Genomic DNA, 23,799 nt, shown 5'->3' on the forward strand with positions numbered 1-23,799 from the left:
GGTTTCGGGGTATCCGGTTGTGGAGTGTCCGTTCCGTTAAACTTAATGGTAGTAACCCGTCTACCAAACATCACGACCGGATACCCCGAAACCCATGGTTTTAAAATTGCATACCGCGTACCTGGGTTTTTACCAAGTTGTTTTAAGGTTTGTTACTGGCTACCGGTAGCCGAAATTTGCTCAAATCAGGCGCAGTGACCGGATTTTCACTATGCGGTGTGCCGGCCGGTACCCAATCGTAAGGTACCGGTTGGCCGCGATATACCGAGTTGTTGGCGGTGGCCCGGCCGGTCAAAGCATCCTTACCGGTACGAAAATACGGATTGATATATTCCCAGACTATGTCGCCGTCGGTTGTCTCTTGAAATAAGCGTCCACTCTGGCCCTCGTCTATAAAAGTATTCCCGTTAGGCAAGCGGCGGGCAGCGCTGATATGGGTGCTACGAAACGACCAACTGGGGCCGCCCGAGCTCTCGCCTGTGTACTGCCAGACAATTTCTTTCTTGATCGGATCTATCTCCAATACGCGCGAACCACCGGTACGCGGCACGGGAGCCGGCGGATAACCGGCGATGCCTTGATTGTCGAACACTAATAAATTCCCGGCGCCGGGTAAGCCTTCCGGAATGATATGCGCATCGTGCTGGGCACTGATTTGATCGACCGGGCGCGGCACCTTGCGGGCTTGTTGTTCTTCAATGGACGCGGCTGGGTAGTGCGGCCCCAGGTTCCAGACCACTTTGCCGGTCTTTCTGTCAATAATGATGATGAAATTGGTGTTGCGCGCGTCGATCAACAAATTATCCGGATGAAAGCGCTGATCGCCGGCTGCGTACCAGTGGTTCGGGCCGACTACTTTCAGGTTGTTGACATGCAGATAGTCGGCGATCTCGGCGTTGCGGACCAATTTAAGTTCCGCGGGCGTAAAGCCAAATTCATTCAGATGTTCCGAGGCAATCCATTTCCAGACCACTTCGCCTGCCGGATTGACTTCATAAATCACATCGTCCAGTACCTGCGCTTGCTTAAACCCCTTAACCGGATGCACCAGGTTAGCTAACACCACCGTATTGCCGTTGGGCAGTCTGGCCCAGTCATGATGTTGTTGCGCCGCGCCGCCGGGGGCTTTGTCGCCAAAACGCCAGACGGTTTTGCCGTCCCAATCCAGCTCGGCAATGGTTTTGGTGATTTTCTTGCTAACTTGGCCGGGTACCAGGTCTGTGCCTTTGCCTTCGGTGGTTTCCTGCGTCACAAACACATGTCCCAATTTACCGCCGTTGATGGCGGGATTGATTAAGGTGCTGTGGCTGGCGGCATCCGGCCATTCGTGAACGGAATTTCCGTTTAAATCGATCAAATGTGCGATGTTGTCGCCGCCGCTGAACAAAACAAAAGAGTTATAGGCTTTGCTGGGATCGTAGCGCGTGGTGCCAGTGGGAAAAACACTCGGTCCCGATAATGCCGAGACGCTGAGGGCCGTGCCTAAGGCTATCAATGTGGCTTGTTGCCAAGTCTGGGATTTACGCGATGCCCGGGTTTTTTTGCCTCCCTGCGCGCTTGCGGAGGGTCTGATTTGTGTCATTTTTTATTCCTTTATAAATGGGTGTTTGCTATTGCTTTTGGTGTTAAGCAATGATCAAGCCAATATTTTGTTCTATCCGTATCGGTCACCAAAAATCTCGCCGCAAACAGTCATAAACTCTAAAAGGGCCGGTATTTCAAGGCTTTGTCATTAGCACGCCAGTGCTCACGCGCGGTATTTTTCCAGTAAGCCTTAGGGTAAACGGCAGATGGGGGCGATGGATTTGGCCAAACTTGTTGAGCCAAGTGCAGGCCATCAGCAAAAAGTATTTCCAATTCAGCAGACGTCACTCAGATCTGCAGCAATGCTCGTTCAGCCTAACAGCAAAGGCCGTTCATGTTGTCAGCAGTAGTTGTTTGAGTTTCAGCAGTGTTTGATAAAAACAGCGCGTGAATTGGCTGTTAATTTTTCCGGTTGATCACGAGTAATTAATTTAATTGTTCATATAAAACAGTATTTTATAAATATATTTTCGGGGATTATTTCCCGTCAATGCGCATTTAATATTGCTGGCATGCCTATTGCAAAATCGATGTTAAAGCCGGATATGGTTTTAGACGGCACAGTATTAACGTTAGTTTTTATCGATTTTTTTTAACATTCGTTTAGGTGGCATAGTGAGCGATAAATTAACAAGTGCTTTTTCAATAAGCGCTACTCGACAGGATGGGGTTCCTCAAATAATCAGTTCGCGACGTAGGTTATCGACCTGCGTGGCAATGGCTATCGCCGGTGTGTCCATGGCGTCTGCAGTCAATGTGGAAGCCGCACCGAAAAAAAACAGCAAAACCAAAACCGTCAACAGCAAAGCGGTCAGCGATTTGGAAGCGGAAAATCAGGCTTTACGTCAGCAGCTAGCCGCCGCCAAACAGCGTGAATTGGAGTTTATCAAGAAAGGTGCAACGGGCACCGCACCTGGCGGAGTCGCTACTGCCGGCGCACCCACGGAAACACTGGCCGCGCCGAACGAAGCGCAGGCAACCGAGTTAGCCCGGAACGACGATGACCAAAAAGCGGATTTGGGCGAAGTGGTAGTAAAGGCCAAACCCAAGTTGGCAAAACTACACGAAGTCGCGCAATCGGTGTCGGTGGTATCCGGTACCGAGCTAAACCGGGAACTGTCCAGAGACTTGGGCGACATCACCCGCCGCGCGTCCAACGTGCAATTTAATCAAAACAATACCCGCGGCGCCTCGCTATCGGTGCGCGGTTTGGGGAAACGAAGTTTCACGGAAACTCAGGACCCCAGCGTCGGCGTGACGGTGGACGGCGTACCGTATGCCTTGACGCAGTTGGCTAACTTCAGTTTTTACGACGTGGAAGCGGTGGAGGTCACGCGCGGGCCACGCGGTACCGAGGGCGGCTTGGCCGCAAGCTCGGGTAAAGTGAACGTCACCTCCAAATTGCCGACATTCGCGCCGACAGCGGAATTGTCCGCCGCTTATGGGCAACGGGAGTCGTTGATATTGCAAGGTGCTTTGGGCGGGACGGTGATCGATAATTTCCTCGCATGGCGTGGATCATTCATCGTCGACAAGGCGCGGGGTTTTTATGAAAACGAATACGACAGAAACTACACACTATATAACCGCGATCGCTTGAGCGGCCGCGCGCAGTTGCTGTTTACGCCGACCTCAAACTTAACGGCGCGCTTTATCGCCGATTTCGAACCCAAACAGCCGCAGTTACAAAACGGTTTGACATTCTTCCACGATCAGCCGTTTAGATTTGCCGACGGCAGTCTAACGGATAGAAACGGTACGTCCGCCTACTCCAAACTCAATGGCTATTTCAGCCATAGCAACCAATTTGCGATAACCGATACCACTAGTCCCGGGGCCATCAGCGCCGTCGGCTCAAGAGCGGCGGCCGGTCAGTATTTTGCCAACAGAGGGTTTACCTATAACGATTATGTTGGTGGCGAACAACGCGGCACCGTCTGGTTCGATCAAAACAAAGGCCAAACCGTCAATAACCAGGGCGCGGCAGCCTTGATAGACTGGGAAGTCGGCAATCATGTGTTGAGCTCAAGAACCGGGGTGCGCGAATATCGCTTCGATGCGCACAACGACGAAGGTACGCCGTTTGACATCAGCGTCGATGGCGGCGGCGGGGTTAAATACAATCAATGGACGCAGGAATTTAAAATCGTCAACAAACCGGGCGGCTTTTTGGATTACAAGGCCGGCGTGATCGGTTTATGGACCAAGGATAATGTGGACTCGAAAGCCGGCTGGGGCGCCGACGCCGGGGCCTGGTTTGCCACCAATGGTCAATACAATGCTTTATATCGAAACGCCGGCACCAATCGCGGCGCCGGCGAAGCTATCTTGAAAGACCTGTTGCAGGATGCCCGCACCTTCGAATCTACCGAGATCCGCACCCAATCCGGTGCCCTATACGGCGAGTCGGATTTGCACTTTACCGATAAATTCACCCTCACCGCCGGGGTACGCGCCACGCATGAAGACCGTAAGTCGCGTAACTTTAAGATTATTGGCCGAAACGGTGTTGGAGGGGCGTTTAACCCTGTAACGGTAAGGGACGTGGCGACTGGCGGCTTTAACTCCGATACCGCGCAGTCGTTTACCGTCGATCAGGATGGCGACGGGGTGATCGACAAAAATCCCGATGGGACCAATAAAACAGTGACCAACACGTTCTACGGCTCTACTGCAAACTTCGGTAAGCTCAATGCAGCGCAAACCGCTGTTGTGGCCGGAGACGCTGTGGTGAACAGTGCCGAGCAAACCGCGCGGGCCGATTCCTTAGCAGCCCGGTATTTTGGCGGCTCCAGTTACGCCGCATTGACTGCCGCGCAGAAAACCATGGTAGCCAACGCCAAAACCCTGCGGGCTTCGCAGATCGGTCGTTTGAACCAAACCGTCGAAGACGATTATCAAGACGTTTTGTATACCGCGCAGTTGTCGCCCAGCTATAAAATTAACGACGACCTGACCACGTATCTGTCCTGGCAATACGGTGAAAAGTCCGGTTCGGTCGCTCCGGTCAATGGCCGTCCCTTTACGGTTAAGCCTGAAGAAACCCACGCATTAGAACTGGGTTTGAAATCATTCTGGCTGGACAAGTCGATAGTGCTCAATGTCGATGCCTTCGTCATGGATATTAAAAACTACCAGCAAGCCGTACAGGTGGTCGACGAGTTCCAAACCCAAGTCAATATGGAGCCAGGCGGTTCCGGTTTGACGGCTTATACCGCATCGCAGGGTAACGTCGGCCGAGTACGGGTGCACGGCGTGGAATTGGATAGCGTGATCAACACCATTCCCGATTTGTCGATCCGTTTCAACGGGGCCTATAACGTTGCCGAATATCTGGATTACAAAAATGCACCTAAGCCCGATGAGCTGGGTTATTTGACCGGGGATTACGTCGATATGACCGGCCAGTATTTGCCAGGCGCGTCTAAATGGAATTTCAACGTCGGCGCCGAATATTCCAAGCCGATTTTCGAGAGCAAATACATCGCGCACACCAGCTTCAATACCAACTACCAAACCGAGTTCAATAACACCGATAACTTGTCGGCCTATGGCTGGGTTGGCGATAGAGCCAGAACGGACGCGGCGATCGGTGTCGGCACCCGCGATAAGCACTGGGATTTAAGCTTGATCGGTAAAAACATCTTCAACGATAGAAATCACGAAATTGGCTGGAACTCCTACGGGCCGGATCCTTATCCGCGTTGGTTCGGTATTCAGCTAAGCGGGAAAATTTAAGATGGTAGGTTGACAAAAAAACGCGCTTGACACCAGCTCGTAACCTGGAAATGAAACTGTTGATTGGCGGGCAGTTAGTCAGCAAAGGCTGATGACCTTTCAACAGTTTTTCAGCTGGCGGCGTTCTCATGATGTTAGCAAGATAGATAAATTGGGTCTTAAAGTTAGTTATTAAATTCAATTGTTTAAATCTCATTAATGGATGGCTAGGCGGATGTTTATCATCCTGTGGCATGGTCGTTGCGTAGAGCGTTACAGAAAGTTCGAATGGCGGACGCCGTCTTGGCGTTGGCTCGAATTGGTTTTTGTAACATTCGCATAGGTGAGATCGTGAAGGAAAATTTAATTGGGAGTCTGTCGGCAGACAGCATTGAATCGGTGAAAGTGCCGCTGCACATTAGCAATCGGCGCGGTTTGTCGGTATGTGTGGCAATGGCTATAGCGGGTGGTTCAATGCTGATTGCTAGCGATGCGACCGCCCAAACGGCGCCGGTGAAAAAAAGCGCGAAAAAGGCCGGCAATAAAGCGGTTGCCGATACCAAAGTGAACGATTTACAAGCGCAGGTTGAACGCTTGAGCCGGGAATTGGAAGCCTCAAAACGGCGTGAGCAGGATTTACTTAAAAGAAGTGTGGCGGCCGCGCCGGCGCCAGGTATTACCGATCCGGCTGCGCAAACCAGTCAGGAGCCGGACAATGTCGTAGCCGCCGCTGAGCCGGAGCCGGAAGAGAAAGCCGACGAGCCGCAAAACCTGTCGGAAGTGGTCGTAACGTCTCGACGTAAGGAAGAGAAGTTGCAGGAAGTGCCGATTCCGGTGGCGGTAATCAATCGGGAAACGCTGGAGCGGGATAACGTGGTGTCGGTACAAGATTTTTCCCGGCGTGCGCCTAACTTGGGTGTGACCTCGGCCAATGCCCGGCAAACCAGTATTGCTTTGCGGGGTTTGGGCAAAAACAGCGGTAACGAATCCATGGAGCCCAGTGTTGGCGTGATGGTGGATAACGTCTGGCGGGCGTGGGCGGGGGCGGCGTGGGCCAACTTTGCCGATTTGGATCAAGTGGAAGTGTTGCGTGGTCCGCAAGGTACGCTGCAAGGTAAAAACAGCAACCTGGGTTTGCTGAACATTACCACCAAAGCGCCTTCATTCAAGAACAGTTATTACGTGGATGGCTTCGCGGGGGATAGGGATACCCTGCAAGGCAAATTCGGCGCTACCGGTACCATTTTGCCTGGTTTGTTGGCGTATCGCGCTTCCGGGTTTATCGATAAGCGCGACGGCTTTGTGAAAAATTTGGATGTGCATCGCAGTGAGGGGGATTTAGGCGAAACCAATGCGTTGGGCGGGCGTTTGCAGTTTCTGTTTACGCCGAGCGAAGATTTGAGCGCGCGGGTGATTGTCGATAAAACTGCCTCGACTCAAACCATGAGCGTGCAACCCCTCATCGCCGATCCTACGCGCTTTGACGATGGCACCCTGCGAACCACGACCTTCAGTTCGCGGTTGGCCAGGGATTGGTTCAATACACTGCGAACCAATGGCCAACCGGTGACCGTAATTGGTGATCCTAGAGCGATGGCGAACAACGAAAGGCGCCAATCGCGCGGCGACGGTTCCGGGGTGTCGGCGGAAATTAACTGGGATGTGGCAGGACATCGGTTGACCTCGATTTCCGCTTACCGGGATGCGTTGTTTGAACCCAATCATGATGGCGAGTCCAGCACCGCTGACGTTGAACGGATTTCCGGTTGGACTGTTAAAAATGAGCAATGGTCGCAGGAGCTGAGACTGGCGTCTAAAGACCCAGGGCCCGTCGATTACCAGTTCGGGGTGTTTGCGATGCGTGCTATCGCCAATACCTTTAATCAGCGCCTTTTCGGGGTCGATGCCGGCGCCTTTCATGCCAGCAATAGCCAGTACAGCCTGTTGAACGCCACTCCGGCGTCCCGGCAATTATTGGCGGCGTCCATGCGCGATACCATGTTGACGCAAAACGTGGTGCCTGCCACCGATAGCTATGCCGGCTACGGTCAGATCAACTGGCATGTCACCGATGATGCGACCTTGACCTTAGGCTTGCGCAATACCTTTGAACGTCGGGAGAACACTGGTTATAGCCGGAATTTGGGCGGTGTGGATTTAGATGCTTTGGGTGCCTCCTTAGGCTCTAACGCCGCGCAGATTGCAGCGGCCAAGGCTATCCGCAGCAATCGATTGGGGCCGGAATGGGACGCGCCGCGGCAAGGTTTCGATCAGAATTCGCAAAACTGGTTGATTAACCCGAGTTACAAAGTGAATAAAGATTTGATGGTCTACGGTTCGGTGGCCGGCGGTCAAAAATCCGGGGCGGCGCAGTTCAACTTTAACACTGGGGCTACGGAAAACGTCAAACCGGAAGATGTGATGGACTACGAATTTGGGTTCAAGAGCACTTTGCTGGATCGCAAGCTGGTGTTCAACGTCAACTTGTACCAAACCGATATTCAAAGTTATCAATCGCAGTTGGTGGCGCCCGATCCATTGCGGGCCGGTCAATTCTTGACGCAACTGGGCAATATTGGCGGTATTCAATTACGCGGTATCGAATTGGAAACCAATTGGGATATTACCCAAGGGTTGAATGTGTTCCTGAACGGTTCGTATAACAAAGCCATTTACACCGACTTTGCCAACGCGCCGTGCCCGCCGGAAGCGAATAACAGCGGATATTGCGATCAAACCGGCAAAACCATCCCGAACGCGCCGGCGTTTACTGCCAACTACGGGATAGATTACCGGGCGCCTTTAACCTTTGGTTACGGTAACGACTACGGTTTGCAGTGGCATGCGTATTTGATCGACAGCTTTAAATCGGCGGCCAACTACAACGCCAGTTTGTCGCGCTATGGCAAGCAGGACGCCTATCACGTCACCGATGGCGGGATTGGATTGGGTACTAAAAATGGCAAGTACAACCTGGACTTGGTCGGTAGAAACATCTTTGACACCATCTACTTTACCAATGCCAGTAACTTTTCCGGTACCGGCGCGGCGAGTGCTTCATTCGGCGATGCGCGTTACTACGGGGTGCACTTTAGAGCCAAGTTCTAATTGTTACACGCGCCGGGCGGCCAGAATGCCGTCCGGCAAACTGATTTATCGAAACATTTGCAAAGGAAATACTGATGTTATCTAAACACTTCTATTTACTGGGATTTAGCGCGTTGATTTATGCGGCGGCGGCCAGCGCCGACGACCCGGTTACCCCAGCTATTCCCGGCGTCGCCGCCGGCGGTGTGGTAGCCGAGCTGATCAAAGACGGCTTTAACGGGACCGAGGGGCCTATTGGTTATAGTGACGGCAGTTTATTGTTCACCGAAACCCAAGCCAACAAAATCATACGGATTGGCACGGACGATAAAGTCTCAACGTTTCTGGAAAACTCCAACGGCGCCAACGGCCTGGCTTTGACGCCCGACGGCGAAATCGTCGCGGTACAAACCGTCAAAACCAAGGTCGGTGTGGTTTACCCGGCCAACAAGAAAAATACCTTGGCCGAAAACTATCAAGGCACCGCATTTCAACGTCCTAACGATTTGGTGCGCGCCAGCAACGGCGGTATCTACTTTACCGATAGCGGTACGCGGCCGAGCAAGGACAATCCCAATCCGCCGCCGTCGCATCCCGGCGTGTTTTATATTTCGCCGGGCGGCGAGCTTAAACAATTGGCGACCGACATCGAGCGTCCCAACGGTATTCAATTAAGCAAGGACGAAAAAGTCTTGTACGTCGCCAATACCCAAGGCGAACACATTCTGGCTTACGACATTGCTGCCGACGGCTCGATTCAGAATCGGCGCAATTTCGCCAAACTGGAGGGTTGGAAAAAAGGCGAAGACGGCACGTGGTCCAGCGGTGCCGACGGCATTGCGCTGGATGATGAAGGTCGGTTGTATGTCGCTTCCAACGCCGGTGTAGAAATCATCAGCGCTAAAGGTGAGATTCTAGGCGTGATTCCACTACCCAAAAAGCCACAGAACCTGGCCTTTGCGGGTGTGGACAAGAAAACCCTGTATGTCGTCGGTCGCGGTGCGGCTTACAAAATTCCGTTGTTGACTGCCGGTATTAGCAGTCGGCCGAAATAGCCGATTTGACGGAATATCTCAAACGGCCCTTAACACGGAGCTTAAGGGCCCCAAGCATTTCATCAAGCTCTCGTGGTGAGAACCTCTAACGGGCAAGGATTGTTCCTTAGCCCGTTTTTTTTGTCCGGCGTTTCTGCCGGGCTCCAAGCGGTGCAGATTGGGAGGTTACAGCGTTCCCGATCTGCACGCCTCCTTTCTAAAGACCCAAGCAACTTAATTAAGCTCAACCTCAAATACAGCTCGCCGTTCTGCCCTTGAAGGTATTGTCGAAGCGCCGAGCACTTCAGGCTGCGACGAGCTCAGCCCGAACGGTCCACCAGGGATAAATCCGCCCGGATCAAGAAACGGTTGGTGTGGTGCTAGCCCAGCAACAGGGCATGTTGCGACCCTGCTGAATTTCCACCAGTTGCTTGGGGTGTGCTTGGATATTGAGGGATTTATCAAGTGTTGTCGAGAGTGCTGAAAAATAAAAATCACGTTTTAAATCAATAGGTAACAAGCTAGTGATGGTTTTTTATGGCGGATATTTTTCGAGTGGCATGCTAGTTGCTTTTTACCTAATGAGGAACCTTATTCAAGCGCGATAAACCGTGCAGTTAGCAACTAATAACAGGAAGACATAGCAATGAAAAACACGACCACAGCGGCTCTTTTGGCTCTGATCTTGGCGGCTCCGGTAGCGTTTGCCGCTGACGCGGACGCCGGTAAAAAAACCGAGGCGCCGGCCGCGCGGCCTTATACCTATAAAACCCCAAAATTGAATCGCGCGGAAATCGATGCCTTACTCGCCAAGCCCGAGCAAGTATTGTTTATCGATGTGCGCCGTCCCGATGAGATCAGCAAGATCGGTACCTTTCCCGTCTATTTGAACGTACAAATCGATGAACTGGATAAGGCTTTGCCGTTTATCCCTAAAGAACGCTCCATCGTCACCGTGTCCAATCACGCCGGCCGTGCCGGTAAGTCTGCCGATTTGCTGGCTGAAAAGGGTTTCAAGGTGGTAGGTGCGATAGGTTCGCAAAACTATGAAGAAGAGGGCGGCAAGATTACCAAAATTGTCCCGCCTGAGCCTAAGCCCGAAGAGCATGCCAAAGAGCAAGAGCACAGCAAAGGCCATAAGCATAAAGGTTAATTTCCGAATGAGGTTGGGTTGAGCCCCGGCTTCGTTCCATCAAGCTGTCATTTTGGAGGAATTCAATGAAAATAAAACTATATTGCGCGGTGGTCTGGGGGCTGGCACTTGCGCTCTCCGACGCTGCTCAGGCCGCCGAAGAAAAACCGGCTACCGAAGCCGCTGCTCCAGCCGGACAGTCCAAATCCAAACTCTGGTCGTATCAACCGGTCAAAGCGCCTGCCGTGCCTGACGTGCAGCAGAAAGATTGGGTCAGAACCCCTATCGATGCTTTTGTGCTGGCACCTTTGGAAGCCAAAGGCATCAAGCCTTCACAGGATACCGACCGCGCGTCGTTCATCCGCCGGGCTACGCTGGATGTGTGGGGTGTCATTCCCACCCCGGAAGAAGTCGATGCATTTGTTAATGATAAATCGCCTGACGCCTACGAAAAATTGGCGGACCGTTTGTTGGCTTCGCCGAAATACGGCGAGCGCCAAGGCCGTAAATGGCTGGATTTGGCGCGTTATGCCGACAGTACCGGTTTTCAAAACGATAACGACCGCTTGAACATGTGGCGTTACCGCGATTACGTGATCAATTCATTTAATCAGGACAAACCTTACAGCAGATTTATTCAGGAGCAATTGGCCGGCGACGAATTGTGGCCGGGCGACGAACAAGCCTTGGTGGCCACCGGCTTCATGGCGCAATTCCCGGACAACAGCAACTCCCGCGACTTGGTACAACGCAAATACCAAATCACCACGGATATTACCGATACCGTGGGTAAGGTGGTGTTGGGTCAAACTGTGGAATGCGCGCGTTGCCATAACCACAAGTTCGACAAGATCAGCCAGAAAGATTATTTCTCGCTACAGTCGTTCTTTGCCAACATCGCGCCGGTAGACAATATCCCTGCGAAGAAAGGCGAAGTGGAAAAAGCCTACGAACAACAGTACGCCAAATGGGAAGAGGCGACTAAAGAGATTCGCGCCAAGAAAAAAGCCATTATCGATACGCATAGGGAAGAGGCACTTAAATATCACAAGGAACGTTATTTGACCGACTCGCGGGAAGCGATCTTCAAACCTAAAGAGCAATGGAATGCTCGCGACCGTTGGGTTAACCATCGTTTGGCTAATGTGACAGACGAAGCTAGTTTGGAATCGTATTTCCGGGAAAAAGGCGAAAGTACCGATGCCAAAACCCGCGATCCAAAAATCGCCGAGCAATGGGCCGAGCTGGAAAAACTGGATAAAGAACTTAAAAAATTCAACGATCTGAAACCCACCACGTCCTCCAACACCATTTCGGCGATGACCGAACTGGGTCATCCGGATGCGCCGCCTAGCTATGTGTTTGCGGTAGGCGATCACGAAAAACCGTTGGAAGAAGTGCAACCAGCGTTTCCGGAAGCGATTACCGACGAAAAACCGGACATCAAACCGTTGCCGTTTTCATCCGGTCGCCGGTCAGCTTTGGCGAAATGGATTACCAGCCCGACCAATCCTCTGACCGCTCGGGTGTATACCAACCGGATTTGGGACCAGTATTTCGGTAAAGGTATCGTGACCACCGTCAGCGATTTCGGTAAAGCCGGTCAAAAACCGACGCACCCCGAGTTGTTGGATTACCTGGCCTCCAAATTCGTCAATGACGGCTGGAGCGTGAAAAAACTGCACCGCGAGATCCTTCTATCCAGCGTTTATCGCCAATCGTCGGATTACCGCGAAGATGTTGCCAAAGCCGACGGCGAAAACCAGTTGCTGGCAGTGTTTCCGCGCCAACGTTTGGAAGCGGAGCAGGTCAGGGATTCCTTGTTAGCTGCGGCTGGCAAGTTGGAAGAGAAAGTAGGTGGACCTAGCGTGTACCCGCCGTTGCCCAAAGCGATCAACACCGCCAGCGGCAACTTCCAAGGCGATCCAGCTTGGAAAACCTCCAAGGATGTTCACGATCAGAACCGCCGCAGTTTGTACATCTTTACCCGGCGCAGTATCCCGTATCCGATCCTGGACTCTTTCAACATGGCGTCGCCGCAGGAAGCGCACAGCAAACGCGAGGTCACCACTACGCCGTTGCAAGCCCTGACTCTGTACAACAGCGAGCTGATATTCGACTGGTCTAAATCCTTGGCTGGCCGGGTGATCAATGAAGCCGGTGAAGATGAAGAAGATCGCATCAGCAGACTGTATCAAATCTTGTTTGCGCGGCAACCGAAGGATGATGAGAAAGAGTCGTTGCAGGCCTTCTTGAATGAACAGGAAGCCATCATTCGCGCTAAGGCGGCGGATGGCAAGTTTGAAGTGAACGTACCGGCCGGCGTTAAGGACAAGCCGCTGGGTGACCCTGTTAGAGCCGCTGCATTCGTGGATTTGGTCCACGTGGTAGCCAACTCCAACGAGTTCATCTACCGGTTTTAACGATACATACGACTCGGTTTAAGTGGGCGTCTGCCAAATCGGCGGGCGCCTTACCCGACCCGAAGCAGTTGCCGACACAAAATACTATTCAAGAGGTTTAGATAATGAACAACAAATCACGTCGCGATTTTTTAATAAAAACCGGCTATGGCTTGGGCGGCTTGGCTGTCAGCGGTTTCCTGCCCGGTGGTGGCGTCATTGCCACTGCCCTGGCGGACGATCCTGCCCTGCAAGCCTTGGCCGGCGCCAATCCTTTAGCGCCGAAAGCGCCGCATTTTGCGCCTAAAGCCAAAACCGTCATCTGGCTGCACATGTCCGGTGCCCCCAGTACGCTGGACTTGTACGATTACAAGCCGCAGCTGGTCAAACAAGCCGGTACCGGTATTCCAGCGTCGTTTTTGCAAGGCATCAAAACCAGTACTCAAGGCGGTATCACCAAATTGATAGCCACCAAACGTGACTGGAAACAGCACGGTCAAAGCGGTGCTTGGTTTTCCGATTGGCTGCCCAATCTGGCGGAACATGCCGACGACTTGGCGTTTATTAAATCCAGCGTGACCGTTGGTGCAACCCACGATATTTCCATCATGAAGTTGAACACCGGCGGCTTGAACCCCGGCCGGCCAACACTGGGCGCTTGGGTGCAATATGCTCTCGGTTCGGCGAACCCCAATCTGCCTGCTTACGTGGTGTTGTATAACGACAAACGGGAACCACGCGGCGGTGTGACCAACTGGGAATCCGGCTTTTTACCCGCGGTTTATCAAGGTACGCCGTTCCGTCCCGGCAATTCGCCGATTCTGCATTTGAACAACCCGGAATATCTGGCTAACGCGGAAAAACGCCATGCGCTGGACTTGTTGAAGCAGATTAATCAACAACATGCATCCAACTATCCCACCGATAGCGAACTGCAAGCCCGCACCGAATCTTACGAGCTGGCTTACCGCATGCAGGAAACCGCACCGGAAGCGGTTGACTTTAGTAAGGAATCCGATGCAACCAAAGCGCTGTATGGCTTGAACGACGAAATCACCCGCCCCTACGGCGAGTTGTTGTTGCGTGCCAGACGCTTGACCGAACGCGGCGTGCGTTTCGTGCAAGTCGTATCCGGCCCGACCGACATCAAAGGCGACAGCCGCGATTGGGACGCGCACCAAAACATCGAAGACAACCACAGCAAGCATTCAAAAATTATCGACAAACCAATCGCCGGTTTGTTGAAAGATTTGAAAGCCAAAGGTTTGCTGGATGACACCCTGGTGGTGTGGACCTCCGAGTTCGGCCGCACCCCATGGAGCGAATCCGGCGACGGTCGCGACCACAATCCTTGGGGCTATACCCAATGGATGGCGGGCGGCGGCGTCAAAGCCGGTTACACCCATGGCGGCACCGACGAGCTGGGCGTACAAGCTATCAAAGGTACCGAAGTGGATACCTACGACTTGCATGCTACCGTGTTGAACCAGTTGGGTCTGGATCACTTGAAGCTGATTTACAAGTATCAAGGCCGTTCGGAACGTCCAACCGTGGTGTACGGCAAAGTGATCAAGGAATTGATTGCTTAAGGTTGGGCTTAACAGCTTACCCGAAGGCTTGGCGCTTTCGGGTAAGCGATTCGCTGAGCCGGCTATTGGCCGGGACAAGGCGAATTTGAACCAATGTGGACATCTCTGAAATTCCTTCTTTATCAAACAGGGCGTTAGGACGACGCTGTCAGGTGAGCGTTTATCCCGGCAAGGAGGCTGGGGCCAATGGACGGCAGGCCGGTTATCTCCCGGTAATACGCGCAGCCGGGCCTTTGTGGGGGCCTTGGGTGACAGTGGGTCGTTTGAGTCCTGTTTGGCGAAGAGGGAATTTTAGAGATGTTCCGAGAACATTATTTAATAAGGCGGGTAATGCCGCGACAGGGTTAACGATATGCGAAAGACGATTTATCTTTTCGGAATTGGGTTGGTTCTCAGCAGCAGCGCGGTGATTGCCGAAAGCGAATTTGATTTCGAAGAGTTAATGAATGATGTGGAAACCAAAATTCAGGAAGTGCAAAACAATATTGCCGCCAAGGACGCCAACACCGCGGTAACCCAAGCCAAGCAATTACAGGACGAATTCAAACTGGTCGAAGGATTTTTTGCCAAGCGTGGCAACGCTGACGACGCAACGCATAACGCCAAGGAATATCAGGACAAGGCGGCGAATATTCAGAATGCACTGACGGCTGGCGATTTCGATACGGCTGCTGTGGCCGCCAACGACTTTTCCAAACAATGCCGCGGCGCCTGCCACGACAAATACAAACCCCTCTAATTGAAGCATTATGAAAAACTTATTTTTGAAAAGCCTGCTGCCTGCCGTATTTGCTTTGCCGGTGATGGCCGCGCTCCCAGAAGGCCATCCGGCCCCGGATTTTCAAGCGCAAGCCTCCCTGGCCGGCAAGGCTTTTAATTACACGCTGGAAGATGCTTTGAAAAAAGGCCCGGTCGTCGTTTACTTCTATCCGTCCGCTTATACCGGCGGTTGTAATTTGCAGGCGCATAGTTTTGCGGTCAATCACGAAAAATTTGCCGCCGCCGGCGCCAGCATCGTCGGTGTCTCGCTGGACAGCATCGAACGCTTGAACGACTTTTCCGCCGACCCCAATTACTGCGCCAGCAAATTTCCGGTGGCATCCGATGCCGACGGCAAAATCTCCGGTAATTACGATATTGCCGTGAAAGCCGCCGCGCCGGGTAAAACCGATAGCCGGGGCGTGGAAATCAACCGCGGCTTTGCGGAGCGCACCACCTTCGTGATCACGCCGAACGGCAAAATCGCCGCGACCTTGGGCGGCTTGAAGCCGGAAGAAAATGTCGCCAAAGCGCTGGAAATCGTGGAAAAGCTCGCCGCTGACCGACCGAAGGCGAACTAGGCATGGGGTTTTGCCGTTGGCTATGCGCTGTGGCCCCCGAAACCAAACGCCGCAGAGCAAGGCATCATTGGCGCCGCCGCAGTCCGTGGCTGGCCGTTAGTACCTTTGCCTTATTGGCCTCGGCGAAAACCGTATTTGCAGAGCAGGGCGATGAACTTTCTTTGCAACGCATCGGCAACGGCAACCCGGTCGTGGGTAAACAAAAGTCGGCTGACGAACGTTGCCAGGAATGTCATGGCGAGGACGGCAACAGCGGCGATGTCAGAATTCCCAGCCACGCCGGTCAATACGCCGGTTATTTGGTTAAACAACTCAGAGATTTTAAATCCGGCGCCCGCAGCCATGAAATCATGAATGTGATGGCCGCCGATTTGACTCAAGAAGACATGGCCGACATCGCCGCGTATTTTGCCAGCCAACAAGTTATGCGCGGCGACCGAATTGCCGACAACCCGCTCGCTAAAAATTTGTTTGTAAACGGCGATGCAGCACGGGATTTACCCGCGTGCGCCAGTTGCCACGGCGAAAACGGTAAAGGCAAGGTGGTGGATAACGTCATTTACCCAGTGATAGGTGGGCAGCGCCGGGTTTATCTACGCAGTCAATTGACCAATTGGAAGCTGGGCGAACGCAAAAACAGCCCGGAAGCGGTAATGAACAAAGTCGCCAAGTCATTAAACGACGACGAATTGAATGCCTTGGTCGAATACCTATCGGGGTTATAAGCAGATGAGTGTCCCGCCGGAAGCTTATTCCCATCCTTTTTACGGAGTTGATATGAAACGTTTTTTTCTGAGTAGCGCACTATTGCTGTTAGTCGCGTTCTCGGCACTGGCCGACTTGCAAGAAGGCGATGTCGCGCCGGATTTCAATACCCAAGCCTCTTTTGCCGGCAAGCCGTTTGCCTATTCCTTGAAGGAAGCGCGCGGCAAGGGCCCCGTGGTGGTGTATTTCTATCCGACCGCTTACGGACGCGGCTGCAATATTCAGGCAAGAACCTTCGCGATCAATCACGACAAATTCGCCGCAGCCGGCGCGACGATTGTGGGCGTGTCCTTGGACAGTATCGAGCGGTTGAACGAATTCTCGGCCGATCCTGAGTACTGCGCCAGCAAATTTCCGGTGGCCTCGGATGCGGACGGCAAGATCGCCAATGCTTACGGCTTGAGTATGGATGAATCGAAAACCGGGCGCTTGGACAGCCGCGGTGTACAAGTCAATCACGGTGCTATCGCCCGGACTACGTTTGTGGTGGCGTCGGACGGCAAGATCGTCGCTAGCGTCGGCGACTTGCAACCCGCCGAAAATGTCGAAAAGGCCTTGGAGATTGTGCAAGGTTTGGGCAAGTCCGCGCAGGCGGGTCAATAAGGGTTTAAGGAAGTGTGTAGCGGGGGCGAAGTGCAAAGTAGTTTTCAACGGATAGTGTCATCAACAAAGGGCGTTTAAGAGGGCGGCAATGAAGAAGTCTTTGAATTGGTTGTTATATGAAACCCACCGCTGGCTGGGGGTGGTGTTGGCTTTGTTCATGTTTTTCTGGTTTTTCACCGGCATCGCGATTATCTATTCGACGCCGACCACGCAAAGCCGCAGCCAGCAATTGGCACACGCGGAAAGCCTGGCGCCGGAAGCCGGCTGGTTGAGTCTGGGCGAAGCCTGGGACCGCAGTGCCGAGCGGCGCAAGCTGTTTGCCGCGCAACATCAATCCAAGCCCGCAAACATGGGTGAACACGGCGCGCAGGCAAAAGCCGAGACTGGTAATAGCGCCGAGCAGACTGCCGGTATAGCCGATGCCCGCTTGGTAAGACGTAACGACGAGCCGTTTTGGTTGGTGGAAGATACCCAAGGCGCGCGCTTTGCGCTGTCCGCACTGGACGGCAGCTTGCGCGAAACTTCGGTGGAGCAGGCGTTACGCATCGCCGACGACTGGTTCAAACGCGATGGTATTAACCATAATTTGCAAGTAGTGGAAACATTGGAAGCGCCGATTATTCTGCGCAATCAGGAGGCTTTGCGGCCGTTTCATCGGGTAGCTAGCGACGACGGCGACGAGTTGTTGATTTCGGCGCGTACCGGAGAAGTGCTGCATGCCTCGACCCGCGTCGATAGGGCGTTTTACTATGCCGGCAATTGGCTGCATTTGTTCAAACCTCTGGAAGCTATTGGTTTGGGGCAATATCGCCACGATGTGCAATTGTGGTCGGGCTTGGGCGCGACCATCGCGTGCATCACCGGTTTAATTATCGGTTGGTTGCGCTGGCGGCCGGGATTTAACGGCAAGCCCACTTACTCGCAAGGCCGCACGCAACCTTACCGCGAGTTTTGGTTTAAATGGCATTTCTGGAGCGGTTTGATCGGCGGCACCGTGGCGTTGTCCTGGGTGCTGAGCGGATTTATCGATACCAATCCCGGCAAATTATTTTCCGAAGCCAATCCGTCCCGGCAAGAGCTGAACCGTTATTTGGGCAAGGTGTTACCCGAGGCGATGCGCAATTGGCAGCCTGGCCCGCTAAATACGGCCGAGGGTAAGGACATCGTCGAGTTGGGTTGGCGCCGCTTGGGCGGCGAAGCGGTGTTATTGGCTTATGGCCGCGATGGTCAGCGATTGCCGCAAGCGGTGGATGGGGCGGTTCAGCAATTCAATAAAATCTCGGTAACCGAGGCGATTCAGCGTGTGTCGCAAGATACGCCCATCGTCAGTCAGGAACTCTTGGAAGACTACGACAGCTATTATTACCCGCGGCATCATCAAAGCTTGGTGGAAAAGCCCTTGCCGGTGGTGGCGGTACAGCTGGCCGATGAAGCTGGCACCCGGTTTTATCTGGATCCGCAAGACGGTAGCTTGCTGGCCAAACTGGATCGCAGTCGCCGGGTGTTTCGTTGGCTGTATTCGGGATTGCATCATTGGGATTTCGGTTGGCTGTATCACCGGCCGATCTGGGATGCCTGGATGTTGACTTGGGTGGGTTTCGGTTTGGTATTGGGCGCCAGTTCGCTGGTGGTCGGTTGGAAACGGTTGGTCAAAACCTTTAAGCCGAAAAAACGCAAAGTGGCTGGACCGCAGTCGGCGCTGGAACTGGCTACGGAAACTCGTAGTTAAGACAATAAATGTTCGGTAACGCCAGGATAATTGGCGTTACCGATAAGCTCAGTTATAAGCCGAGAACCAAGATAGTTTTTAGCGGCTTTTATTCCTACTTCCTCACGTTAAAAATGCTTTTAAAAATAGGTTCGCATCTATGTCCAGCGCGAGCATTTGAGGTCAAGACTGTATGCCGCCTTGACCTCAAAATGTAAGGCTAAAACCGCCGAGAAGTGCACTGCAACCGTTTCAGGGTTGCCGATAACCTATCGATTTCCTCGTAAGTGTTATAAAACGCCAACGACGGTCTCACGGTACTTTCCAAGCCAAAGCGGCGCAAGATGGGTTGGGCGCAATGGTGGCCGGAGCGCACGGCGATGCCGGCCTCATTCAAGGCTTTACCCACATCCTGAGTGCTATGACCATCCAACACGAACGATGCCACGCTGGTCTTTTCCGGCGCGGTACCGATCAAACGCAGACCCGGTATGGCTTGCAAGGCATGCATTGCATAAACCAGCAATTCATGCTCGTAGCGAGCTATATTTTCGATACCGATCTTGTTCAGGTATTCCAGCGCCGCACCCAAGCCCACCGCATCAGCAATATTGCCGGTGCCGGCTTCGAATTTAGCGGGTGCCGGTTGGTAGACGGTTTTCTCGAAGGTGACGTCTTCGATCATATTCCCGCCGCCTTGCCAAGGCTGGGTAGCTTCCAGCACTTCCGCCTTGCCGTAAAGCACGCCGATACCGGTCGGACCGAAGATCTTATGTCCGGAGAATGCCAGCCAATCGCAATCCAAGGACTGTACATCAACCTTTAAATGCGACACCGATTGCGCGCCGTCCAGCAATACTTTAGCGCCGGCCCTATGAGCCAGTTCGATCATTTCTTGCGCCGGCGTGACGGTGCCCAAGGCATTAGAGACCTGGGTAAACGACACCAGCTTGGTTTTGGCATTCAGCAGTTTTTGATACTCGGACAAAATGATTTGGCCGTTATCGTCCACAGGGATCACTCTGAGTACCGCGCCGGTTTCCGCGCATAGTTGCTGCCAGGGCACGATGTTGGCGTGATGTTCCAGCCAGCTGATGACGATTTCGTCGCCCACGCCAATGTTTTGCTTACCCCAACTTTTGGCAACCAGATTGATGGCTTCGGTGGCGCCACGCACGAAGACCACTTCATCGGCGGACGAGGCATTGATAAAACGCGCGACGATTTGCCGTGCGCTTTCGTAAGCGTCGGTGGCCCGTGCCGCCAATTCATGTGCGGCCCGGTGGATGTTCGAATTTTCGTGCTGATAAAACTCGGAAATCCGATCAATCACCACCTGCGGCTTTTGCGTGGTGGCGGCGTTATCCAGCCAGGCCAGCGGGTAACCGTTTACCCGCTCTTGCAGAATCGGAAAGTCTCGCCGCACTGCATGCACGTCAAACGGCGGATGCGCAGATCCTAAACCCGGACTTTGCGCCGCGCGAGCCAATGCCGATACGTCGTTTAAAAAATAAAACGATGAAGCGCTGGGCGTGGTGGGCTGACTTTTACCAAACGGTTTGGCAAGGGCGGTTTGTAAATCCGCTGTGCCGGGCAAGGCAAAACTGCGCTGCACCAAGGCGGAAATAGCCGAGTCGTCGATACCAGGCCGGGAGTCGAAACCGGAACTGACGTTATTAAACGGTACGGCAGTTGCCGCCGAGACCGGCGCGGTATCGATGGCTTCGCCACCATTAGGCACTTCCCGGAAAAACTGATTGGCCAAGCGCGTCAGTTCTGCGGTGTCCGGTAAACCCGCGGGCACAGTGCCGCCGCTCAGCGCTTGCTGCGCCAGGCCAGCTAGGTCTATGTTATTGGTAGTCATAGTAGTTGCCTATTTCGACATTCTCCAATACGCCGATGGCATCTTCGGTCAACACGGCCAGCGAGCAATACAGGGATACTAGGTAGGACGCGATAGCCTTGTGGTTGATGCCCATGAAGCGCACGGACAGGCCCATGCTCAGTTCGTCGGTCAGATTAGGTTGATACAAGCCGACTACGCCTTGACGGCTTTCGCCGGTGCGTAACAACAGAATATTGGTTTTGCCGTTGGTGATTTTTAGCTTGTCGGTCGGAATCAAGGGCAGGCCGCGCCAGGTCAAGAATTGCGAACCAAACATGGAAATGGTGGGTGGCGGTGTGCCGCGGCGAGTGGCTTCGCGGCCGAAAGCGGCGATGGCGCGTGGGTGGGCCAGGAAGAAGGCGGGTTCTTTCCAAACTCTGGCAATCAACTCGTCCAGGTCGTCAGGGGTTGGCGAACCTTTGCGGGTTTGCACTTTTTGCGCAGGCGCGACGTTGTTTAACAAGCCGTATTCGGCGTTGTTGATCAGCTCGCTTTCTTGACGCTCTTTGACGGTTTCGATGGTCAAACGCAGCTGCTCGTGGATTTGGTTGTAAGGGCTGCTGTACAAATCAGCCACGCGGGTGTGAACGTCCAGTACGGTGTTGACGGCGTTCAAGCGATATTCGCGGCCCCATTCTTCGTAATCCACATAGGTTTGCGGCAGCACTTTTTCATCCAGGCTGGAACAGTCGACGGCGATGCTGGTTTCGCTTTTCACTTTGTTGACCCGGTAAATACCCGCTTCGACTGGTACCCAGTGCATTAAATGCACCAGCCAGCGAGGCGTGATCGTACCCATCATGGGCACGGTTTTGGTGGCGTTGGATAAGGTGCGCGCAGCGACGTCGCCTAACGCGGTATGGGCTTGATGAATGTCTGACATGGTGATTTTCCTTTCTTAGTGGGTGGTGGTTGGTTAAAGTGTTTTTCGTGATGGATTAATCAATGTTGGTTTGAAAAAGCGCCGATTGGCCGTTGAGATTAAATCCCGCCGCCGCCGGCAAATACTTCCGTGCGATTCTGCCCTTGACTGACCAGGCTGTCCGGCGGCACGCTGTGGGTGAGCCAGACGTTGCCGCCTATCGTCGAGTCGCGGCCAATGGTGATACGTCCCAGGATCGTGGCACCGGCATAAATCACCACGTCGTCTTCGACGATGGGGTGGCGGGCGTTACCCTTGACCAGAATGCCGTTGTCGTCCTTGTCAAAGCGTTTGGCGCCCAGCGTGACTGCTTGATATAAACGCACCCGGCGGCCAATGACCGCGGTTTCGCCGATTACCACGCCGGTGCCGTGATCGATAAAAAAGCTTTCGCCGATTTGCGCACCAGGATGGATGTCGATCCCAGTGGCGGAATGTGCAACCTCGCTAATGACGCGCGCTACCAGCGGCAAACCTAATTCGTAGAGCACATGCGCCAAGCGGTGATGAATCACAGCGGTAATGCCGGGATAACACACCAACACCTCGTCGGCGCAACGCGCGGCGGGGTCGCCTTCGTAAGCGGCTTGAATGTCGGTGTCGATCAATTGCCGCACAGCAGGCAACTGGGCGGCAAACTGCCGGGTGATGTCTGTCGCTTGGCTGCGAGTATCCAGGGATAGGCCTTGCTGTTCGGCGACAAATTGCAATTCCAGGCCGATTTGCCGTTGCAATTGCCGCAACAGGCTATCCAGCGTGTGGCCGACGAAATAATCGATGCCTTCATCGGTCAGGTCGGGCACACCCAGCCGGTTTGGGAACAGCGCCGCGCCCAAGTTGTCGACTATCTGGCTCAAAATCTTACGGGAAGGCAATTTGGGCGGATGTTCGCGGCGGTGGCGGTTTTCCAGGGATTGCAGACGCAGTTCGCGCAGTTCTGCGACCAGAGCATCGATTTCCCAGCGTTGGCCGTGTTCGCTTAAGGTCATAGCGCTACACCTTGCGGATCGAACAGGCCTTCGAACAAGGCCGAGCTCAAGTAGCGTTCGCCGGAATCCGGCAAGATGACGACGATGGTTTTGCCTTCGTGTTCCGGACGCTTTGCCACCCGCACCGCTGCAGCCACGGCTGCGCCACAGGAGATCCCCGCCAGAATCCCTTCCTCGCGTGCCAATCGGCGGGCATAGCTTATGGCGTCCTCGTTACTGACCAGGGCAATCTCGTCAACCAGAGACAAATCCAATACTTCAGGCACAAATCCGGCACCTATGCCCTGGATCTTATGGGGCGCCGGCTGTAACGGTTCGCCGGCTCGGAATTGGCTCAGTACCGGGCTGGCCTCGGGTTCCACCGCAATGGAAACGATAGGTTTGCGTTGTTTGAATTTGATATAGCGCGAAACCCCGGTAATCGTGCCGCCGGTGCCGACGCCGGAGACTAAAATGTCGATGGCACCGTCGCTGTCGGTCCAGATTTCCGGGCCAGTCGTGAGTTCGTGGATGCTGGGGTTGGCGGGGTTTTTAAACTGTTGTAGCAGTACATAGCGGTCCGGATCGGACGCGGCAATTTCTTCGGCTTTGGCTATCGCACCTTTCATACCCTTGGCGCCTTCGGTGAGGACCAGTTTGGCACCATAAGCCACCAACAACTTGCGCCGCTCCAGACTCATGGTTTCCGGCATCGTTAAGGTCAGTGGTATGCCGCGCGCGGCAGCGACGAAAGCCAGGGCGATGCCGGTATTACCGCTGGTCGGTTCTATCAGTTCTTTGCCGGCGGTCAGCAGGCCTCGTTGCTGGGCGTCGTTAATCATCGCCGCGCCGATGCGGCATTTCACGGAATAAGCCGGATTGCGGCCTTCGATTTTAGCCAGCAAAGTCACCGGCGCGCCGTCGGTAATGCGGTTTAGCCGGACTAATGGGGTTTTGCCTATTGATTGCGAGTTATCTGGATACCAATGCGTCATGACGGTATTACTCCCTGTCGGTTTTCTGCGGGCCAAAAAAAAGCCAGCAGCCTGCTTAATGAGTTCAG

At 53.7% G+C, this 23,799-nt stretch carries 16 protein-coding genes; 11 read left to right on the forward strand and 5 right to left on the reverse strand.

Annotated features, from left to right (window positions below):
* Nucleotides 1-142: 142 nt before the first annotated feature.
* A complete protein-coding gene (locus tag ACR02O_RS12705; RefSeq protein ID WP_458137343.1) occupies nucleotides 143-1,582 on the reverse strand; it encodes an aryl-sulfate sulfotransferase in 1,440 nt (479 codons plus the stop codon).
* 719 nt (nucleotides 1,583-2,301) lie between these two features.
* On the opposite strand from ACR02O_RS12705, the gene ACR02O_RS12710 reads away from it, so the two are divergent.
* The 11 genes from ACR02O_RS12710 (at nucleotide 2,302) to ACR02O_RS12760 (ending at nucleotide 18,982) form a co-directional block, all read left to right on the forward strand.
* A complete protein-coding gene (locus tag ACR02O_RS12710; protein WP_494523468.1) occupies nucleotides 2,302-5,322 on the forward strand; it encodes a TonB-dependent receptor in 3,021 nt (1,006 codons plus the stop codon).
* Between the two features lie 267 nt (nucleotides 5,323-5,589).
* Entirely contained in the window at nucleotides 5,590-8,409 is a 2,820-nt protein-coding gene (locus tag ACR02O_RS12715; RefSeq protein WP_494521735.1) for a TonB-dependent receptor, read from the forward strand.
* 74 nt (nucleotides 8,410-8,483) lie between these two features.
* Entirely contained in the window at nucleotides 8,484-9,443 is a 960-nt protein-coding gene (locus ACR02O_RS12720) for an SMP-30/gluconolactonase/LRE family protein (RefSeq protein WP_494521736.1), read from the forward strand.
* A gap of 625 nt (nucleotides 9,444-10,068) precedes the next feature.
* Nucleotides 10,069-10,575, forward strand: a complete 507-nt coding sequence (locus tag ACR02O_RS12725) for a rhodanese-like domain-containing protein (protein ID WP_494521737.1) — start codon at nucleotides 10,069-10,071, stop codon at nucleotides 10,573-10,575.
* Nucleotides 10,576-10,640: 65 nt separating this feature from the next.
* Nucleotides 10,641-12,977 (forward strand): DUF1549 and DUF1553 domain-containing protein, encoded by a 2,337-nt coding sequence (locus ACR02O_RS12730; protein ID WP_494521738.1) that lies wholly within the window; start codon nucleotides 10,641-10,643, stop codon nucleotides 12,975-12,977.
* Between the two features lie 104 nt (nucleotides 12,978-13,081).
* Nucleotides 13,082-14,545: a DUF1501 domain-containing protein gene (locus tag ACR02O_RS12735; RefSeq protein ID WP_205450332.1), complete on the forward strand. Its 1,464-nt coding sequence runs from the start codon at nucleotides 13,082-13,084 to the stop codon at nucleotides 14,543-14,545.
* A 352-nt stretch (nucleotides 14,546-14,897) separates the two neighbouring features.
* Entirely contained in the window at nucleotides 14,898-15,284 is a 387-nt protein-coding gene (locus ACR02O_RS12740) for a hypothetical protein (RefSeq protein ID WP_033156401.1), read from the forward strand.
* Between the two features lie 10 nt (nucleotides 15,285-15,294).
* Nucleotides 15,295-15,885 (forward strand): peroxiredoxin, encoded by a 591-nt coding sequence (locus ACR02O_RS12745; protein WP_494521739.1) that lies wholly within the window; start codon nucleotides 15,295-15,297, stop codon nucleotides 15,883-15,885.
* A 29-nt stretch (nucleotides 15,886-15,914) separates the two neighbouring features.
* The gene (locus tag ACR02O_RS12750; protein ID WP_494521740.1) at nucleotides 15,915-16,610 is read left to right on the forward strand and encodes a c-type cytochrome; all 696 of its coding nucleotides are present in this window, start codon (nucleotides 15,915-15,917) and stop codon (nucleotides 16,608-16,610) included.
* Between the two features lie 52 nt (nucleotides 16,611-16,662).
* Nucleotides 16,663-17,253, forward strand: coding sequence for a peroxiredoxin (locus tag ACR02O_RS12755; protein WP_458137349.1), 591 nt, complete (start codon nucleotides 16,663-16,665; stop codon nucleotides 17,251-17,253).
* 88 nt (nucleotides 17,254-17,341) lie between these two features.
* Complete coding sequence (locus ACR02O_RS12760) at nucleotides 17,342-18,982, forward strand: PepSY domain-containing protein (protein ID WP_494521741.1); 1,641 nt, start codon at nucleotides 17,342-17,344, stop codon at nucleotides 18,980-18,982.
* A gap of 199 nt (nucleotides 18,983-19,181) precedes the next feature.
* Here the strand turns inward: ACR02O_RS12760 and ACR02O_RS12765 are convergent, their stop codons facing one another.
* From ACR02O_RS12765 to cysK, 4 genes are all read right to left on the reverse strand, one after another.
* On the reverse strand, nucleotides 19,182-20,825 hold the full coding sequence (locus ACR02O_RS12765) for a family 2A encapsulin nanocompartment cargo protein cysteine desulfurase (protein ID WP_494521742.1): 1,644 nt from the start codon (nucleotides 20,823-20,825) through the stop codon (nucleotides 19,182-19,184).
* On the reverse strand, nucleotides 20,812-21,729 hold the full coding sequence (locus ACR02O_RS12770) for a family 2A encapsulin nanocompartment shell protein (protein ID WP_020481377.1): 918 nt from the start codon (nucleotides 21,727-21,729) through the stop codon (nucleotides 20,812-20,814). The genes ACR02O_RS12765 and ACR02O_RS12770 overlap by 14 nt, the downstream gene beginning before the upstream one ends.
* A 98-nt stretch (nucleotides 21,730-21,827) precedes the next feature.
* Complete coding sequence (epsC, locus tag ACR02O_RS12775; RefSeq protein WP_458137352.1) at nucleotides 21,828-22,757, reverse strand: serine O-acetyltransferase EpsC; 930 nt, start codon at nucleotides 22,755-22,757, stop codon at nucleotides 21,828-21,830.
* Complete coding sequence (cysK, locus tag ACR02O_RS12780; RefSeq protein WP_458137353.1) at nucleotides 22,754-23,731, reverse strand: cysteine synthase A; 978 nt, start codon at nucleotides 23,729-23,731, stop codon at nucleotides 22,754-22,756. The genes epsC and cysK overlap by 4 nt, the downstream gene beginning before the upstream one ends.
* Between the last annotated feature and the right edge of the window lie 68 nt (nucleotides 23,732-23,799).

Source organism: Methylomonas sp. PHL2-19 (genome assembly GCF_059331595.1).

Excerpts from the sequence above, each read along its gene's own strand:
- ACR02O_RS12705 (WP_458137343.1), bottom strand. The coding sequence starts at position 1,582 with ATGACACAAATCAGACCCTCCGCAAGCGCGCAGGGAGGCAAAAAAACC.
- ACR02O_RS12710 (WP_494523468.1), top strand. The coding sequence starts at position 2,302 with ATGGCTATCGCCGGTGTGTCCATGGCGTCTGCAGTCAATGTGGAAGCC.
- ACR02O_RS12715 (WP_494521735.1), top strand. The coding sequence starts at position 5,590 with ATGGCGGACGCCGTCTTGGCGTTGGCTCGAATTGGTTTTTGTAACATT.
- ACR02O_RS12720 (WP_494521736.1), top strand. The coding sequence starts at position 8,484 with ATGTTATCTAAACACTTCTATTTACTGGGATTTAGCGCGTTGATTTAT.
- ACR02O_RS12725 (WP_494521737.1), top strand. The coding sequence starts at position 10,069 with ATGAAAAACACGACCACAGCGGCTCTTTTGGCTCTGATCTTGGCGGCT.
- ACR02O_RS12730 (WP_494521738.1), top strand. The coding sequence starts at position 10,641 with ATGAAAATAAAACTATATTGCGCGGTGGTCTGGGGGCTGGCACTTGCG.
- ACR02O_RS12735 (WP_205450332.1), top strand. The coding sequence starts at position 13,082 with ATGAACAACAAATCACGTCGCGATTTTTTAATAAAAACCGGCTATGGC.
- ACR02O_RS12740 (WP_033156401.1), top strand. The coding sequence starts at position 14,898 with ATGCGAAAGACGATTTATCTTTTCGGAATTGGGTTGGTTCTCAGCAGC.
- ACR02O_RS12745 (WP_494521739.1), top strand. The coding sequence starts at position 15,295 with ATGAAAAACTTATTTTTGAAAAGCCTGCTGCCTGCCGTATTTGCTTTG.
- ACR02O_RS12755 (WP_458137349.1), top strand. The coding sequence starts at position 16,663 with ATGAAACGTTTTTTTCTGAGTAGCGCACTATTGCTGTTAGTCGCGTTC.
- ACR02O_RS12760 (WP_494521741.1), top strand. The coding sequence starts at position 17,342 with ATGAAGAAGTCTTTGAATTGGTTGTTATATGAAACCCACCGCTGGCTG.
- ACR02O_RS12765 (WP_494521742.1), bottom strand. The coding sequence starts at position 20,825 with ATGACTACCAATAACATAGACCTAGCTGGCCTGGCGCAGCAAGCGCTG.
- ACR02O_RS12770 (WP_020481377.1), bottom strand. The coding sequence starts at position 21,729 with ATGTCAGACATTCATCAAGCCCATACCGCGTTAGGCGACGTCGCTGCG.
- epsC (WP_458137352.1), bottom strand. The coding sequence starts at position 22,757 with ATGACCTTAAGCGAACACGGCCAACGCTGGGAAATCGATGCTCTGGTC.
- cysK (WP_458137353.1), bottom strand. The coding sequence starts at position 23,731 with ATGACGCATTGGTATCCAGATAACTCGCAATCAATAGGCAAAACCCCA.